Annotated in this window: 12 protein-coding genes; all 12 read right to left on the minus strand. The window is 72.0% G+C overall.

Annotated features, from left to right (window positions below):
- Positions 1-217: 217 nt before the first annotated feature.
- Positions 218-976 carry an ABC transporter ATP-binding protein gene (locus tag WME85_RS48015; RefSeq protein WP_437831603.1) on the minus strand — a complete coding sequence of 253 codons (759 nt, stop codon included), beginning with the start codon at positions 974-976 and terminating at the stop codon, positions 218-220.
- Positions 973-1,791, minus strand: coding sequence for an ABC transporter ATP-binding protein (locus tag WME85_RS48020; protein WP_437831606.1), 819 nt, complete (start codon positions 1,789-1,791; stop codon positions 973-975). The genes WME85_RS48015 and WME85_RS48020 overlap by 4 nt, the downstream gene beginning before the upstream one ends.
- The gene (locus WME85_RS48025) at positions 1,788-3,023 is read right to left on the minus strand and encodes a branched-chain amino acid ABC transporter permease (protein WP_437831608.1); all 1,236 of its coding nucleotides are present in this window, start codon (positions 3,021-3,023) and stop codon (positions 1,788-1,790) included. The genes WME85_RS48020 and WME85_RS48025 overlap by 4 nt, the downstream gene beginning before the upstream one ends.
- 47 nt (positions 3,024-3,070) lie before the next feature.
- On the minus strand, positions 3,071-3,814 hold the full coding sequence (locus WME85_RS48030) for a ClpXP protease specificity-enhancing factor SspB (protein WP_437831611.1): 744 nt from the start codon (positions 3,812-3,814) through the stop codon (positions 3,071-3,073).
- A 210-nt stretch (positions 3,815-4,024) separates the two neighbouring features.
- A complete protein-coding gene (locus WME85_RS48035; protein ID WP_437831614.1) occupies positions 4,025-5,395 on the minus strand; it encodes a phenylacetate--CoA ligase family protein in 1,371 nt (456 codons plus the stop codon).
- A 219-nt stretch (positions 5,396-5,614) separates the two neighbouring features.
- On the minus strand, positions 5,615-6,529 hold the full coding sequence (locus tag WME85_RS48040; RefSeq protein WP_437831617.1) for a DMT family transporter: 915 nt from the start codon (positions 6,527-6,529) through the stop codon (positions 5,615-5,617).
- A 176-nt stretch (positions 6,530-6,705) separates the two neighbouring features.
- Positions 6,706-8,394, minus strand: coding sequence for an IgGFc-binding protein (locus WME85_RS48045; RefSeq protein WP_437831618.1), 1,689 nt, complete (start codon positions 8,392-8,394; stop codon positions 6,706-6,708).
- A gap of 290 nt (positions 8,395-8,684) precedes the next feature.
- Positions 8,685-11,768, minus strand: coding sequence for an excinuclease ABC subunit UvrA (gene uvrA, locus WME85_RS48050; RefSeq protein WP_437831621.1), 3,084 nt, complete (start codon positions 11,766-11,768; stop codon positions 8,685-8,687).
- A 117-nt stretch (positions 11,769-11,885) separates the two neighbouring features.
- Entirely contained in the window at positions 11,886-12,704 is an 819-nt protein-coding gene (locus WME85_RS48055; protein WP_437831622.1) for a Stp1/IreP family PP2C-type Ser/Thr phosphatase, read from the minus strand.
- Positions 12,705-13,105: 401 nt separating this feature from the next.
- Positions 13,106-13,549 (minus strand): hypothetical protein, encoded by a 444-nt coding sequence (locus WME85_RS48060; RefSeq protein ID WP_437831624.1) that lies wholly within the window; start codon positions 13,547-13,549, stop codon positions 13,106-13,108.
- A 13-nt stretch (positions 13,550-13,562) separates the two neighbouring features.
- Positions 13,563-14,387: a DUF2894 domain-containing protein gene (locus WME85_RS48065; protein ID WP_437831626.1), complete on the minus strand. Its 825-nt coding sequence runs from the start codon at positions 14,385-14,387 to the stop codon at positions 13,563-13,565.
- A 398-nt stretch (positions 14,388-14,785) separates the two neighbouring features.
- Positions 14,786-15,421, minus strand: a complete 636-nt coding sequence (locus WME85_RS48070) for an OmpA family protein (RefSeq protein WP_437305768.1) — start codon at positions 15,419-15,421, stop codon at positions 14,786-14,788.
- Positions 15,422-15,499 lie beyond the last annotated feature (78 nt).

The following is a 15,499-nucleotide window of genomic DNA, read 5'->3' on the forward strand; positions in this document are numbered from 1 at the left end:
CCGTTGGCGGTCACCGCTGACCGCGACTGTTAAGACCAGAACTTCATCACCTGGCTGACGGAAACCATACTCCATCGGCGGCAAAGCGCGATGTCAAACGCGCCTCATCGCATCACGCGACGCGTTGATACGCGCATGAAACACCGGCGCTTTCCGCCTGTCGTCTCCGTGACCCCGTCCGCGAACCGCCACGATCGGCCCGGGCTCAGCCGGGGAATCAGCCGCCGAGGTAGGCCGCCCGGATCTCCTCGTTCGCCGCGAGATCCTTCGAGTCGCCGCTCATGGCGATCTGCCCCGTACGGAGCACGTAAGCGCGCGTCGAGTACTTGAGCGCGAGTCGGGTGTTCTGCTCGACGAGGAGTACGGTGGTTCCTGACGCCGCGATCTTGGCGATCGACTCGAAGATGTCCGCGACCAGCCGCGGCGCGATGCCGAGCGAGGGCTCGTCGAGGAGCAGCATGGCGGGGCGCGCCATCATGGCGCGGCCGATCGCGAGCATCTGCTGCTCGCCGCCGGAGAGGGTGCCGCCGTGCTGGTGCATGCGCTCGCCGAGGCGGGGGAAGAGCTTCACGACGTCGTCGAGCGTCTCGCTCATGGTGGGGCCGTGCTTGTGGCACCACGCGCCGAGATCGAGGTTCTCGCGGACGGTGAGGTTCGAGAAGATCGCGCGCCCCTCCGGGACGAGCGAGACGCCGGCCGCGACGAGCTCTTCGGCCGAGACGGACGCGAGGTCCTTGCCGTCGTAGCGGATGCGGCCGGCGGCGATCGGCAGCAGGCGGACGACCGTCTTCAGCGTGGTCGTCTTGCCCGCGCCGTTCGCGCCGATCATCGCGACGATCTCGCCGCGCCGCACCTCGAGGCTGACGCCCTTCAGCGCCCGGATGCCGCCGTAGCTGACCGCGAGATCCTCGACGACGAGCAGGGGCTCGCCGGGCGCCACCGCGGGGGGCTGCCGCGTCGGATGCGTCGTCTTCATGCGGGCTCCTGCGCCGCCGCGCCGGCCGCGGGGCGGGCCTCGGCCGCCTCGCCCTCGACCTCCTCGCCGAGGTAGGCGGCGAGGACCTTCGGGTCCTTGCGCACGACCTCCGGGGTGCCGTGCGAGATGGTCTCGCCGTGATCGAGGACGTGGATCTCCTCGCACACCCCCATCACGACCTGCATGTTGTGCTCGACCAGCACGACCGTGATCTCGAACGTATCGCGCAGCCAGCGGATCTGCTGCTTGAGCCCCTCGGCCTCGCCGTAGTTCATGCCGGCCGCCGGCTCGTCGAGCAGGAGCAGCCTCGGCTTGAGCATCATCGCCCGGGCGATCTCCAGGCGGCGCTGGTTGCCGTACGAGAGCGACGTCGAGATCTCGTCGGCCATGTCCTCGAGCTTGAACACCGAGAGCAGCGAGAGCGCGCGCTCGGTCATCTCCTGCTCGTCCTTGTAGAAGAACGGCGAGCGGAGCAGGGCGGAGGTGAGCGTCGACCGGCGCAGGTTCTCGCAGGCGACGAGCACGTTCTCGAGCACCGTGAGCTGGCCGAAGAGGCGGATGTTCTGGAACGTGCGCGCGATGCCGAGGCGCGCGATCTGGCTCGGCCGGAGGGGCGCGAGGTCGGTCCCACCGAAGCGGATCGAGCCCTCGTCGTGCTTGTAGACGCCGGTGATCAGGTTGAACACCGTCGTCTTGCCGGCGCCGTTCGGGCCGATGAGCCCGAAGATCGAGCGCTCGGGCACGGAGAGCGAGACGTCGCCGACGGCCCTGAGGCCGCCGAACCGCTTCGTGACATGCTTCAGATCGAGGTTCACTCGAAGTCCCTCCCGGCCGGCTTGACCTCGCGCTCGACGGCGGTGCCTGGCGGCTGCTGATCGGGCGGCGCGCCGCCCGCGCGCTCGGCGGTCGCCTCGGCCCCCGTCGTGGCGGGCACGGGCTCGGCCGGCCCCACGGGGGGGCGCTTCTTGCGCGCCCAGCGCCGGTCGAAGAGCTCGCGCTCCCCGAAGAGCCCCTCGGGACGGAGGATCATCAGCCCGATGAGGATGCTGGCGTAGAGCACCATCCGGAGGGCGTTCAGATCGAGCGCGGGGTAGGCCGCCTTGAGCGCGAGGACGCTGTCGAGGCCCTGCAGCTGCTCGATGAGCTTCACCGTGAAGGTCACGAGCACGCCGCCCACGATCGACCCGGTGACGCTGCCCGAGCCGCCGAGGATCACCATCGTGATCGCGTCGAAGGAGTAGTTGAACGTGAACTGGTCGGGCTGGACCGTGGGGTTGCCGTCGCGCATCGAGGCGAGCAGGGCGCCGGCGATGCCGCCGCCGGCGGCGGCGATGGTGAACGAGATGACCTTGTAGCGGGTGGGATCGACGCCCACCGCGGCGGAGGCGATCTCGTCCTCGCGGAGCGCGCGCAGGGCGCGGCCCCAGCCGGAGAACTTGAGCCGCCAGGCGACGACGGTCGCGACGACGACGGCGCCGAAGATCCAGAACGGGCCGGCGTACTGCGGGATGCCCGTGTCGTCGGGGCCGGCGTAGCCGATCGGGCCGCCGAGCGCGCCGAGCAGCCGGCCCACGGTCCCCTGGTCGGCGACGCCGGTGGTCGCCGTGGCGATCGTCAGGCGGAAGATCTCGGCGAACCCGAGGGTCACGATCGCGAGGTAGTCGCCGCGCAGCCGCAGGCTGGGCAGGCCGACGACGAGGCCGAAGAGGGCCGCGACGAGCCCCGACGCGAGGAGCGCGGCGGGCATCACGACGAACGAGTTGCCGAAGAGCGGGTCGCCGCCGCCGAGCTGCTGGTGCAGGTTGCCTGCGACGATCGCGCCGGTGTACGCGCCGATGCCGACGAAGCCGGCGTGGCCGATCGAGAACTGGCCGGCCATGCCGTTGATCACGTTGAGCGACAGCGCCGCGATGACGTTGACCATCGCGAACAGGGCGAGCTGCCGCCACGCGGCGTCCGGCAAGAGGGTCTCGAAGCCGAACTCGAGGGCGACGACGACGCCGAGGAGCACGAGCGCCTTCAGGACGCGCTGCAACGGTCGAGGCATGGCCGGCCACAGTTGATTTGGCCGAGCCGAACCGTCAAGCGTTAGCCTTACTTGATCACCCGCAAATAGGGGGGCAGCTCCCGCTTCGGCTTGCCCGCCCCCTGGGGGGGCTTGGGCTCGGGCTCACCGGAGCCGCTGGAATCGTCGTCTTCGCCCTCCTCGGTCGACCGCACCGACGCGAGGGCCGGCACCGGCGTGAGGGCCGGCGCCGGGGCGGGCACCGGCGCGAGCGGCCGCACCGGCGCGCCGGCGTCGCGCGCCGGGGGCTCGCCGGCGCCGCGGCGCTCGCTGGGCTCCACGGGCTCGAGCTCGGGGCGGCGCGCGCGGTCGCGATCGCGCGCATCGTCCGTCGCCTCGGCGCCCCGCTCCTCGTCGCTGGGGACCGCGGCGAGCCGGGGGCGCGGCCGCTTGGCGGGCTTCTGCGGCGGGGCCATCGGGGACCGCTGCTTCTGCGCGGCGAGGTCGGCCGGGATGTCCTCGGGCCACACCATCCCGCGCTGGTCCTCGCTCACGAGCGCCCAGATCGCGTTCCACGGCAGGCGGCACCAGAACGGCGCGCGGTTGAACGAGAGCGTGCAGCTGATGCCCTCGTCGTCCACCTTGAGGTCGGGGATGGGGATCGCCATGTTCATCCCGACCTGCAGGATCAGCTGCGGCTGCCCCGTGAACCACTTGGGGACGGAGACACCGGGCCGGCGGGGGTCGAGGTGGATGAACACGCTCGGCTCTCGCTCGAGGAGGGCCAGCGCCACGTCCTTCTTCGGCGGAAGCGGTCTCTGCACGTCGGACATCGTACTGCCCTGCCCAATACCCCGGACAGCGCGGCTCCGCCAGCGCTTCGGGGACTGGAGAGCCAGGCGGCGCGCCGGTAGCAGGCCGCGAGCCGGCCGCTCGTCGACCCGTGAGCCGCCCGCGAGCCGGCCGCGGCGCGCCAGCCGCCAGGCGACTCCAGCAGATCTGTACGATGATGGCAGGACGGACGCCGGCGCGGCGCCGGCGTCTCACGCCGCGGCTCGCCGGTTCAGCTGGACCGGGACCTCCGACAGGGTGACCCGGTGCTTGCCGCTGCTCGTGAGGGGGATGTCGTCGACGAGCTGGACGCTGACCTCGGCGCGCTCGCCCAGGTGCTGCCGGACGGTGCGCTCGATGAGCCTCGCGGTCTCGGGCTGGAAGCCCTTGCCGGGCACGAGCCTGACCGTGATCGCGCGGCGCCGGTCCTGGTAGACCTGGTAGCGGGCGATCGTCGGCTGGTCCTTGATGAGGTGCGGGAAGAGCTCCCCCGCGAGCAGCTGGCCGTCGGGGCCGACGAGCAGGTCGAGGACGCGGCCCTCCACCGAGGCGAGCATCGGCAGGCCGCGGCCGCACGCGCACGGCGCCCCGGCGGCGATCGCGACGTCCTGGTTCTTGTAGCGGATGAGCGGCATCGAGCGGCAGATGAGGTCGGTCACGACGACCTCACCCGCCTCGCCCGGGGGCGCGTGCCGCCCGTCGCGGAGCAGCTCGACGTACACGCCCTCCATGTTGATGTGCTTGCCGGCGTGCCGCTCGCACTCGGCGGCGATGAGCATGAGCTCGCGGCAGCCGTACCGATCGAACACCGGCGCGCCGAAGGCGCGCTCGATGGCCTCGCGCTGGTGCGCGAAGAGCCGCTCCGCGCTCGTGACGACGCCGCGCGGCGCGGGGAGCGCGCGCCCCTCGGCCAGCGCGTAGCGCGCCGCGTGGTAGAGCGCGCTCGTGTAGCCGACGATGAGCTGCGGCCGGTACCGCGCGATCTCGTCGAGCAGCGCGGCGAGCCGCTGCTCGGACAGGTCGAAGGCCGAGATCATCTTCTTGCGGAGGATGGCCTCGTGCAGCGAGCGCTTCGCCTTGTGCGCGAGCGTCTCGCCGAAGTGGGTGCTCCAGAGGTGGAGCTCCCTGTCGCCGAGCCGGGCGCCCGCCCACCGGTCGGAGCGCATGGCGGCCGCGACGCGGCGCTCGTAGGTGCGGTGGTCGAAGCGGAACTGCACCGGCTCTCCGGTGGAGCCCCCCGTGCCGCTCGCGTAAAGCCGCCCGACGAAGCTCTCGGCGAGGAGCTCCGGCGCGTGGGCGCGGAGGTCGGCCCGCGTGAGGACGGGGAGCCGCAGGAGGTCCTCGGGCGACTTCACCGAGGCGACGCGCACGCCGTGCTCGGCGAACCGGGCCCGGTAGAAGGGGACGTTCTGCTCGGCGAAATGGAGCGCGGCGAGCATCCGCCGGAAGGCGAGATCGCGAATCTCGCCCTCCGAGCGCCACTGGGAGCGCTCGAGCTCGTCCAGCGCTCTCAGGGTGTCCCTGCCCCGTAGCCGTGTCTCGTAGAGTGGAAACAGGATGTTTCGAAACAGCCCACCGTACATGAGGAGAGCGTCCCTTCGAACCATCGACAGTCAAGCTGCGGTGGGTGGTTCTCCCGCGATTCCCCATCATCGTGGCGCGGAGTTCGACCGAAGCGGCGCGCGCCGGCGACTTCTGTCCTGCGCCGGCCGGAGGCGCCCGGCGCCGCCGCTGCACAGGCACGCTTCCATCTTCTCTCGCGCCGTCGCGCGCGGGCGGACGGCCCCGCGCCAGCGCTCCCGTCAGCCCGCGCCCCGGGCCGCGGACGGGCTCGATCCGAGGATGGCGACCGTGGCGCCGACGAGGATGACCGCCGCGCCCGCGATCTCGACGGGGGTGGGGATGGCGTCGAGCCAGAGGGCGCCGATGACGATCCCGCCCAGCGTCTCGCCGGGGGACACGAGCGCGACGATGGCGGGGGACATGCGGCGCGCCGCGGCCTGCACGGCTGTGTGGCCGATGAGGGTGGGGACGAGCGCGAGCGCGACGATGGCGACGACGGCGTGGGCCGGCGGCGGCGCGACGCCCTCGAGCGCGCCGGGCGCGGCGGGGAGCGCCGCCGCGAGGAAGAGCGCGGCGCTCGCGTAGACGAGCGCCGCGTAGCTCCGCGCGGGCAGGGCGTCCCGGAGCGCCCGGGCGAAGGAGACGTAGAGGCCGTAGACGAGGGTGGCGCCGACGACCATGAGATCGCCGGAGAGCCGGTGATCGCCGGCGCCGGCGCCGCGCGCGATGATGAGCGCGCCGGCGGTGGCGAGGAGCACGCCGGCCTGCTCGGTGCGCGTGGGGCGGACACGGAAGAACACCCAGGCGCAGAGCACGACGGCGAGCGGCTCGAGCGAGATGAGCGAGAGCGCGGAGGCGAGGGAGGTGCGGTCGAGCCCCCAGAGGAAGAGCGCGAAGTGGACGGCGAGCAGGAGGCCCGCGCAGAGGACGGCGGCGCGCTGGCGCAGCGACAGGGCGACGACGGACCGGGCGAGCGAGCGCAGGTCGAGCAAGGAGAGCGCCGCGGCGGCGAGGGCGACCCGGCCGAAGGCGATGAAGAGCGGGTGGACGGGGCGCGCGTACCGGGCGAGGGGGCCGCTCGCGGCGAAGGCGAGGCTGGCGAGGACGACGAAGAACGCCGCGCCTCGGGCCGTGACGCGCTGCCTCGACGCCATGCGATGGTGCTAGGCCAGGCGACCGGGGAAGACAACCCGCGAGGCCCCGCCGGGCCGCCCGGGGTCAGCGCGGCGGCGGCGGGGGCGGCGCGATGGCGACGAGGTTGAGGCCGCCTGGGATCAGCGCGGCGGCGGCGGGGGCGGCGCGATGGCGACGAGGTTGAGGCCGCCCGGGGTCAGCGCGGCGGCGGCGGGGGCGGCGCGATGGCGACGAGGTTGAGGCCGCCCGGGTACTGGTAGCTCGTGTAAGAGCCGTAGCCGATCACCTGGATGCCGACAGGGGCCGAGGCGGTCAGCACGTGCGCGCCGTTGTTGCCGCGCCCGAGCCGGACGCGCGCGACGCCGAAGCCGGAGCCGTTGCCGATCTGGGCCGGCGCCACGTCGACGGCGGCGCCGTCGAGCGTGACCGAGGCGTCGAGCGGCTGGATGATGTCGACGTAGCTCTCGTCGTAGTCGCTCGGCGCGAGGAAGACGTACTTGGTGCGGTATTGCTCGACCGCGGTGGCTTGGCTCTGCGACGGGTCACCCTTCTGGTCGGGACCGGTGTTGTCGCGGTCGACGATCGTGGCGCCCAGCATGAACGTGCTGACCGCGAACTCGTGGTCTCCCACGATCTCGAAATCCCTCCTCACCAGGCTGAGGTCGACTACCTGGCCGGCGTTGATCGTGGTCGGCGCGCCGTCCGGCCGGCCGGAGGGATAGGTCAGCGCCGTGCCGTCGACGTTGCCATACAGGCGCACGATGTGGCCGAAGACCTCGCCGCCGGGCGAGGTAGGGACCGTGACGAAGTAGCGTTTGCCCAGCGTCTCGGCCGGGAACACCGACTCCTCGATGTGATCGCAGGCTGCGGCGCCGACCGGCGACTCCACGCACGGCATGCCCGTCAGCACCTGGACAGGGCCCGTCGCGGTGACGAGGCTGCCGCTTAGATCGCTGCTCGGGCTCCCGAGGATCTCGACGACGTCGCCCCCGTCGAGCTCGACGGTGAAGCTACCGCCGCCGGGCGTCGCAGGGATGTCTTCGCCCGCGACCACCGCGCCGCCCTGGGCAACGTTCACCGTGACGCTGGTGCCGTCCTGGATGCCGGTGATGACCATGTAGCCGCCCATCTGCACGTCCTTCCAGCCCTGCTGGCCGGTGATGCGATAGTTTCCGGTCATCGCGGTGCTGGGCAGGAGCAGCGAGGCGTCGTTGGTGAACGAGAAGCAGCCGTAGGAGACCCCGTTGGTAGAGCACGACCGGAGGCCCGGACAGGAAGACCAGTCCTTCCCGTCCGGGCCTCCAGCGCCCTTGTACTCGAGGGCGTTGAATTGATAGACAGTGACCGGCCTGGTCGAGACGAGGTGGTAGGCGCCGCCGTCCACGCGAACGGAGCTGCTGAGCGATTTTCCCGAGGCGCACGCGGTGGCGTCGGGCCCCTTCAGCTCGGGGACCCAGGGGAGGTAGATCTTGGTGAGGCTGTTGGGCTGGACCTCGGCGTGCACCACCGCAGCCCCGGCGCGCGTCACCTCTACCTCGGCCACCTCGTCGCCGGCGTTCGCGACGACGACCGCGTAATCGAAGATCGACCAGACGATGTTCGCGGTGACCGTCGGCCAGAAGTCGCAGCCGATGTACGATTTGCTCGCGGCCGCCTCCGCGCACGTCTTCGGGTCGCCCAGAAGCTCGGGGGCGTCGCCGCCGCCGCTCCCGGAGCCGGTGCCGACGCCGACGCCGAGATCGTCATCGATCCCGCCGCCCGCGGCAGTCGACCCGCTGTTGCCTGAGCCGCCGCCGCTGCTCGCGCTCCCAGGACCCGAGGAGCCAGGTCCAGGAGGCGCCGATGTACCGCTGGCGGAGCACGCGACCGCGGAGACGGCGCCCACCCACAGTCCTAGGCCTAGAAATAGAGAGTGCTTCGAGATCTGCATGGGCCCTCCCCGTCGACGGACTTCGAGCACAGGGGCCTGCGCGACAGCCCGGCTGGCATGGGAAATCACGGTGATTTGCTGAAGTGGCTGGTAGGGTGCTTACGCACTCGAGGACACGATGGTGTCCATTGATCCCGGCTACGCGCTTTTGTATCGCGATGCAAGCATGGCGAACAAATCTGCCACGGGCATCATTCGTGAAAACCCGGGACATCCCGAATCTCGGGACGCCATTGCAGGCGTGATCACACCGAAGCCGGCGCCTGGAGGCGGGGGGACGGACGGCGCGCGCTCAGCAAGGGGCGCAGGAACTGCCCCGTATACGAGCGCGCCACCCTGGCGACGTCCTCTGGCGTCCCCTCGGCGATGACCTGGCCGCCGCCGGCGCCGCCCTCGGGGCCGAGATCGATCACCCAGTCGGCGCACTTGATCACATCGAGGCTGTGCTCGATGACCACCACGGTGTTGCCCGCCTCGACAAGCCGGTGGAGCACGCCGAGGAGCTTGCGGATGTCCTCGAAATGCAGGCCCGTCGTCGGCTCGTCGAGCACGTAGAGCGTGCGCCCCGTCTGGCTCTTGCCGAGCTCGCGGCTCAGCTTCACGCGCTGCGCCTCGCCGCCGCTCATCGTCGGCGCGCTCTGGCCGATCTTCATGTACCCGAGGCCGACCTCGACCAGCGTGTCGAGCACGCGCCGAAGCGCGACGTGGTGCTCGAAGAGCTGCAGGCAGTCCTCGATGCTCGTGTCGAGGATATCGGCGATGCTCTTGCCCTTGTACCGCACCGCGAGCGTCTGCGCGCTGTACCGCTTGCCGGCGCACACCTCGCAAGGGACGTAGACGTCGGCGAGGAAGTGCATCTCCACCTTCACCATGCCGTCGCCGCTGCACGCCTCGCAGCGCCCGCCCTTCACGTTGAAGCTGAACCGCCCCGGACCATAGCCCCGCGCGCGCGACTCCGGCAGCTCGGCGAAGATGTCGCGGATCTGGTCGAACGCCTTCGTGTACGTCCCCGGGTTCGACCGCGGCGTGCGGCCGATCGGCTTCTGGTCGATCGCGATCACCTTGTCGAGCGCCTTGAGCCCCTTGATGGCGCGGTGCGCGCCGACCGGCTCGGTGCTGTTGTGCAGCGCCCGGCCCAGCGCCGGGAGGAGGATGCCGTTCACGAGCGAGCTCTTGCCGGCGCCGCTCACCCCCGTCACCGCGAGCAGCACCCCGAGCGGGAACCGGACGTCGATGTTCCTGAGGTTGTGCTCGGAAGCGCCCTGGATCTCGAGCCACCCGCGCGGCTCGCGGCGCGCAGCCGGCAGCTCGATGCGCGCGCGCCCGGACAGGTAGGCGCCGGTCAGGCTCTCGGGGTCGCGCTCGATCTCCTCGGGCGTCCCCGCGGCCATCACCCGGCCGCCGAGGTGCCCCGCCCCAGGGCCGAAGTCCACCACGTAATCGGCGGCCCGGATCGTCTCCTCGTCGTGCTCCACCACGAGCACCGTGTTGCCGAGGTCCCGGAGCCGCCGGAGCGTCTCGATGAGGCGCTGGTTGTCGCGCTGGTGCAGGCCGATGCTCGGCTCGTCGAGCACGTACATCACCCCGGAGAGCTCGCTCCCGAGCTGGCTCGCGAGCCGGATGCGCTGCGCCTCGCCGCCGCTCAGCGTCGGCCCGGAGCGGTCGAGCGTGAGGTAATCGAGGCCGACGTTGAGGAGGAAGCTCAGCCGGCTCGTGATCTCCCGGCGCACGCCCTCGGTGATCTTCTGCCGGTTGCCCGGGAGCTCCAGCCGGGCGAAATGCTCGAATGCGTCCTTCACCGTCATCGCGGTGACGTCGGCGATGCTCCTGTCGGCGACGCGCACGGCGAGCGACTCCGGGCGCATGCGCCGGGAGCCGCAGGCGTCGCACGGCCGCTCGCTCATGAACTTGCGGTAAGCGTCCCGCGCCGACTCGGACGACGACTGCTGGAACCTGCGCATCAGGCTGGGGATCACGCCCTCGAAGCGCATGCCCCAGGTGCCGTGCGTCTCGGTCCCCTCCTTCCCCCACGTCACCGCGATGCGCTTGCCCGAGAGGCCGTAGAGCACCATCTCCTGCTTCTTCGCCCCGAGCTTGCGCCAGGGCACGTCGAGGTCGACGGAGCACGCCTTGGCCACGGCGTCGATGATGCGGAACGTCCAGCCCTCGCCGCGCGACATGGCCGACGCCCAGGGGGCGATGGCGCCCTCCCGGATCGACAGCGCGGGGTCGGGGATCACGAGGCCGGGATCGATCTCCAGGCGGGTGCCGAGGCCGTTGCAGGCGCCGCACATGCCGAGCGGGCTGTTGAACGAGAAGCTCTGCGGCGACAGCTCGGGGAAGCTCTGGCCGCAGCAGGAGCGCGCGGCGCTGAACAAGAGCGGGGCGGCCGGGCGGCGCTTGCGCGCGGCCGCGCCGTCGTCGCCCTGGAGCTCGACCCGGATCTCGCCGCGCCCCTCCTGGAGCGCGAGTTCGACGCCCTCGGTGATGCGCTGGCGCTCGTCCGCCCGCACGACCAGCCGGTCCACCACGAGGGCGATGGTGTGCTTGAGCTTCTTGTCGAGGCGCGGCGCCTCGTCGAGCCGGTGCTGCGCCCCGTCGATCTCGACCCGCACGAAGCCGCGGCCCCGGAGCTCCTCGAAGAGGTCCTTGAACTCCCCCTTCCGGTGCGTCACGAGCGGCGCGAGCAGCACGAACTTCGTCCCCTCGGGCATCGCGAGGAGCTCCTCGACGATCTGCTCGGAGCTCTGCGCCTTCACCGGCTTGCCGCAGAGATGGCAATGCTGCTCGCCGGCGCGCGCATAGAGCACGCGCAGGTAATCGTAGACCTCCGTGATCGTGCCGACCGTGGAGCGCGGGTTGCTCGAGGCGCTCTTCTGCTCGATCGCAATCGTCGGCGACAGCCCGCGCAGGTGCTCGACCTGCGGGCGCTCGAGCTGGCCCAGGAACTGACGCGCGTAAGAGCTCAGCGTCTCGACGTAACGCCGCTGCCCCTCGGCGTAGAGCGTGTCGAACGCCAGGCTCGATTTGCCCGAGCCGCTCACCCCCGTGAACACGACGAGCTTGCGCTTCGGCACCTCGAGCCGATCGATGCGGAGGTTGTGCTCGCGCGACCCGAGCACCTCGATGAAATCAGGCTCGCGCGCCGCCTCGAGGAGCTTGAGCGCCGGCCGGTGCTCCACGGGATCGAGCTCCGGCGCGGCCGCGCTGGCCGGCTCGGCGCGCCGCGCGCTCGAGGCGCCGCGCTTCCCCGCGCCGGACGCCGCCGCGCTCCGGGAGGTGGATGTCGTGGAGTGCGGCTGTGGTGATCCGTTCGTTCGCGCGCCCATCGAGATTCCCCACCGGCATTAACACGATGGCGCGCTGTCCGGCAGTTGATGTTTTATGGAAAAGAGCGCAAGGAGCGCGCAATGCGCGCTCCAGCACATGTCATCGAGGCGCGCAGCTCAGCGCCTGGGCGCGCCGTCGGGAGCGGCGCGCCAGCGCACGACAACGCACGTGACGTTATCAGGGCCGCCGTTCTCGTTGGCGCGCTTGACGAGCCGCGCCGCGATCTCGCCTGGCTCGAGGCGCTCCTCGAGGATACTTGCGATATCTTGCGCCGGGACGACGCCGGACAGGCCGTCCGAGCACAGCAGCAGGACGTCGCCGCCCTCGATGGGGTCGATCCGCGTCTCGACCTCGACCGCCTCGTCGGTGCCGAGCGCGCGCGTGATCACGTGCTGCAGCGGGAACGAGCTGGCCTGCTCGGGGAGGAGGTGGCCGAGCCGGATGCACTCGTTGACGAGCGAGTGATCCCGGGTGAGCTGCTCGAGGCGGTGATCACGGAGGCGGTAGACGCGGCTGTCGCCCACGTGCGCGATGGCGACGAAGCCGTCGCGCGCGAGCGCGGCCACGAACGTGGTGCCCATCCCGCGCTTCTCCCGGTCGCGCCGCGCCGCGGAGAAGATGCGGCCGTTCGCGAGCTGGATGCCCGCGACGAGCAGCGGCAGGCCCTGGTCGACGTAGCGGGCGTCCGAGCCCCGCACCGTGGCCGGACCGACGCTGACCGCGACAGGCCAGGTGGACTCCGGATCGTCGAAGAAGTCGCGCACCGTGTCGATCGCCATCCGCGACGCGACCTCCCCGGCGGCGCGCCCGCCCATGCCGTCGGCGACGAGGAACAGCCCGCGCGGCTCGAGGATCGCGAAGCTGTCCTCGTTCGTGTCGCGGACCATGCCGGGGTGGCTGATCCCCGCGGCTTCAAAGACGAGGTGACGCTGCACGGCGCTTCCCCCCAGCCTGCTCGCAGGCACGCTCTGGCGAACTGCCGACCGACGGGCGCGCATGTTCCGTCATCCACACCCTTCCGGCGCCCGGATCGAACCGATCGCGCAGTACAGGACGCTTCGTCTGCTCATGGTGCTGCCCGCTCCGATGCTCGTAGCGAGCCTACGCGCCAAGGATCGGTCGCGTCCACCAGATCAGGCCTCGGGCCGCGCCCGCCCGCGGCCGTCCACGCGCTGCCCGGCGGTGGTGTGGGCTGCGCGCGCGTTGCCGTTCCGTTTCGACCGTCCGGCGTCGCGGCGGGCTCCGGGAGGTGTCTGGCGGGGCAGCAGGCGGCGCTGGCAGGGCAGCGGGCCGGGCTGACGGGCCGACCGGAGCGCCCCGGGGCGCAGCGGGCTCGTCAAGGGACCGCGAACCGCTCGGCGCCGCCGCCGGAGCACGCGCTCAGGGCGAAGCCGAACCGGTCCTCGGTGCCCTCCTGCGAGATGCGCTCGAGGTTGCGGCAGGAGTGGCGGAACACGCCCTTCAGCGCGTACCGATCCTTGCTGTCCACGACGACCACGACGCCCGTGACCGTCACCTCGAGGCGGTAGGTCACGGGGTCGCCCTCGATGGTGTACCGGGTGGTCGTGAACTCGGACGGCTCGCGGCTCCTGTACGCTTGCCAGATGCACTCGCGCGCCGCGCCGTTGTAGCCGTCGCCGCGCCTGACGACCTCGGTGCCGCACTGCTTGAGCGGCGGCGTCGCAGGCCCGCTCTGCACCTTCTCGGGCGCGGACGAGCAAGAGCTGGCGAGCAGGAGGAGCGCGAGGGCAGCGAGGGATCGGCCTGGCGAGCGAGGCATGGGGACTACTTACCTAACGCGATCCACGGAAAAGGGATTCTTTTTTTCGGGCGGGCCGGCGGCGGGCGCCGGCGTCGCCGCTGTCCCGCACGTTCGGTGTGTCGCGCGCGCGCCGCGGGGCAGATTTCTTCCGGGTGGGCTTCTCTGGTTGCGGCTCGAGCGCGGCGGCCAGGGCGCCGAGGTCCTGGAGGCTGGCCACGAGCGCGCGCAGGTAGTGCTCCGAGAGCCGCTCGGCGGCGCAGAGCGCCCGGGAGGCGAGCACCTGGGCGTTGTAGGGGCCGGCGTCCTCCGGGACGTTGTCGGCGGCCCGCGCGACCGCGAGCGTGGCGCGGGCGCTGACCAGCGACTCGTGGAACAGCGCCGTGGACAGGGCATTGCTGAGCGCCTGGGCTTGCCGCTTCACCCGGCGCTCGACGACGTCGCCGTCGCACGGGAGCGCCGCGAGGCCGCGCGCGAGCGGCTCGGGCAGGCGGACGTCGCGCGCCGCCGCCTCGCCGCGCAGGCGCGCGAGCGCGGGGACGGCGGTCTTCTGCCGCTCGGCGGCGAGCGCGCGCAGGCGCCGGCGGGCGCCCCGCACGACAGCCGGGAGCTCGCCGAGCGCGAGCGCCTGGGCGAGCTCGCCGTCGTCGGGGACGCCGGCGTCGGCGAGGGCGCGGAGCTGGGCCTCGGCGTCGGCGCGCGCGCGGCGGAAGGCGCTCTCGAGCGCCGTGAGCCGCGCGGCGGCGCGGGCGGCGAGGTGGGCGGCGGCGGCGCCGTCGAGGACGCGGGCGCGCTCGAGGAGCGCCTCGACGAAGCGGTGGCTGGCTGGGTCGAAGCGGTGGGCGCCGGCGGCCTGCAAGGCGGCGAGGCGCGCCGCGGGCGACCCGGGTTGAGGGACGGCCGCGGATGACCCGGGTTGGGGGGACGGGGCGGATGACCCGGATTGGGGGGACGGGGCGGGCGACCCGGGTTGGGGGACGGCCGCGGATGACCCGGTTTGAGGGGACGGGGCGGATGACCCGGATTGCGGGTCCACCGACCCAGGTTGAGCAGCGGACGCCGACCCAGGTTGAGCAGCGGCCGCCGACCCAGGTTGAGCAGCGGCCGCCGACCCAGGTTGAGGTGGACGCCCAGGTTGAGGTGGACGCCCAGGTTGAGGTGGACGCCCCGACCGAGGTTGAGGTGACCGGGGTTGAGGTGACCGCCGCGGGTGCTCGTCAGGCTCGGCGGCGAGCGGCGAAAAATCCAGTATGGACGTCATCTCGGCGCGCCCCGCCGCGGGATGGGCGAGATCTCGACGCGGCGGTTCTTCGCCCGGTTCTCGCTCGTGTCGTTGGGCGCCACCGGGTGCCTCTCGCCGAAGCCGGCCGCGAAGAGCGCCGTATCGGGAACGCCGGCCGCGGCGAGCGCGCGCGTCACCGTCAGCGCCCGCTGCGCCGAGAGCTCCCAGTTGTCGGCATAACCGCGGGAAGAGCTCGTGAGCGGGCGGTCGTCCGTGAAACCGCTCACCATGATGAGCTCGTCATGGTGCTCGAGGTACGCCTTGAGCGGATCGGCCAGCGCGCGGAGCAACGCGACGCCGTCCGGCTGCAGCTCGGCGGAGTTGAGCTCGAACAGGATGCTGCCGCGGATCCCGATGCGGCCCTCGGTCAGGGTGATCCTCCCCTCGGCGAGCGGCCCGGCCAGGGCACGCTCGAGCGACTCCAGGCGCGCGCGCTCCGCCGCGCGGGTGGCGCGCTCGGCGGCGAGGTCGCGGGTCAGGTCGACCTGGAACGAGATCGCCCAGACGAAAAAGAGCACGAAGAGGCCGAAGAGGCAGGCCATGAGGTCGCCGAAGACCGGCCAGACCGCCGCCTGCTCGGGCGCGTCGTCCTCGGCCGGCATCAGGGACATCGGCGAGCCCTCGCACGAGAAGGCAGGGGCATCGCGGCGCGCTCGCAGGGTGCCGCGGACCTGATGACTCCCGGACGC

It is taken from the genome of Sorangium sp. So ce1153 (genome assembly GCF_051521595.1).
In the GTDB taxonomy this organism is placed as follows: domain Bacteria; phylum Myxococcota_A; class Polyangia; order Polyangiales; family Polyangiaceae; genus Sorangium.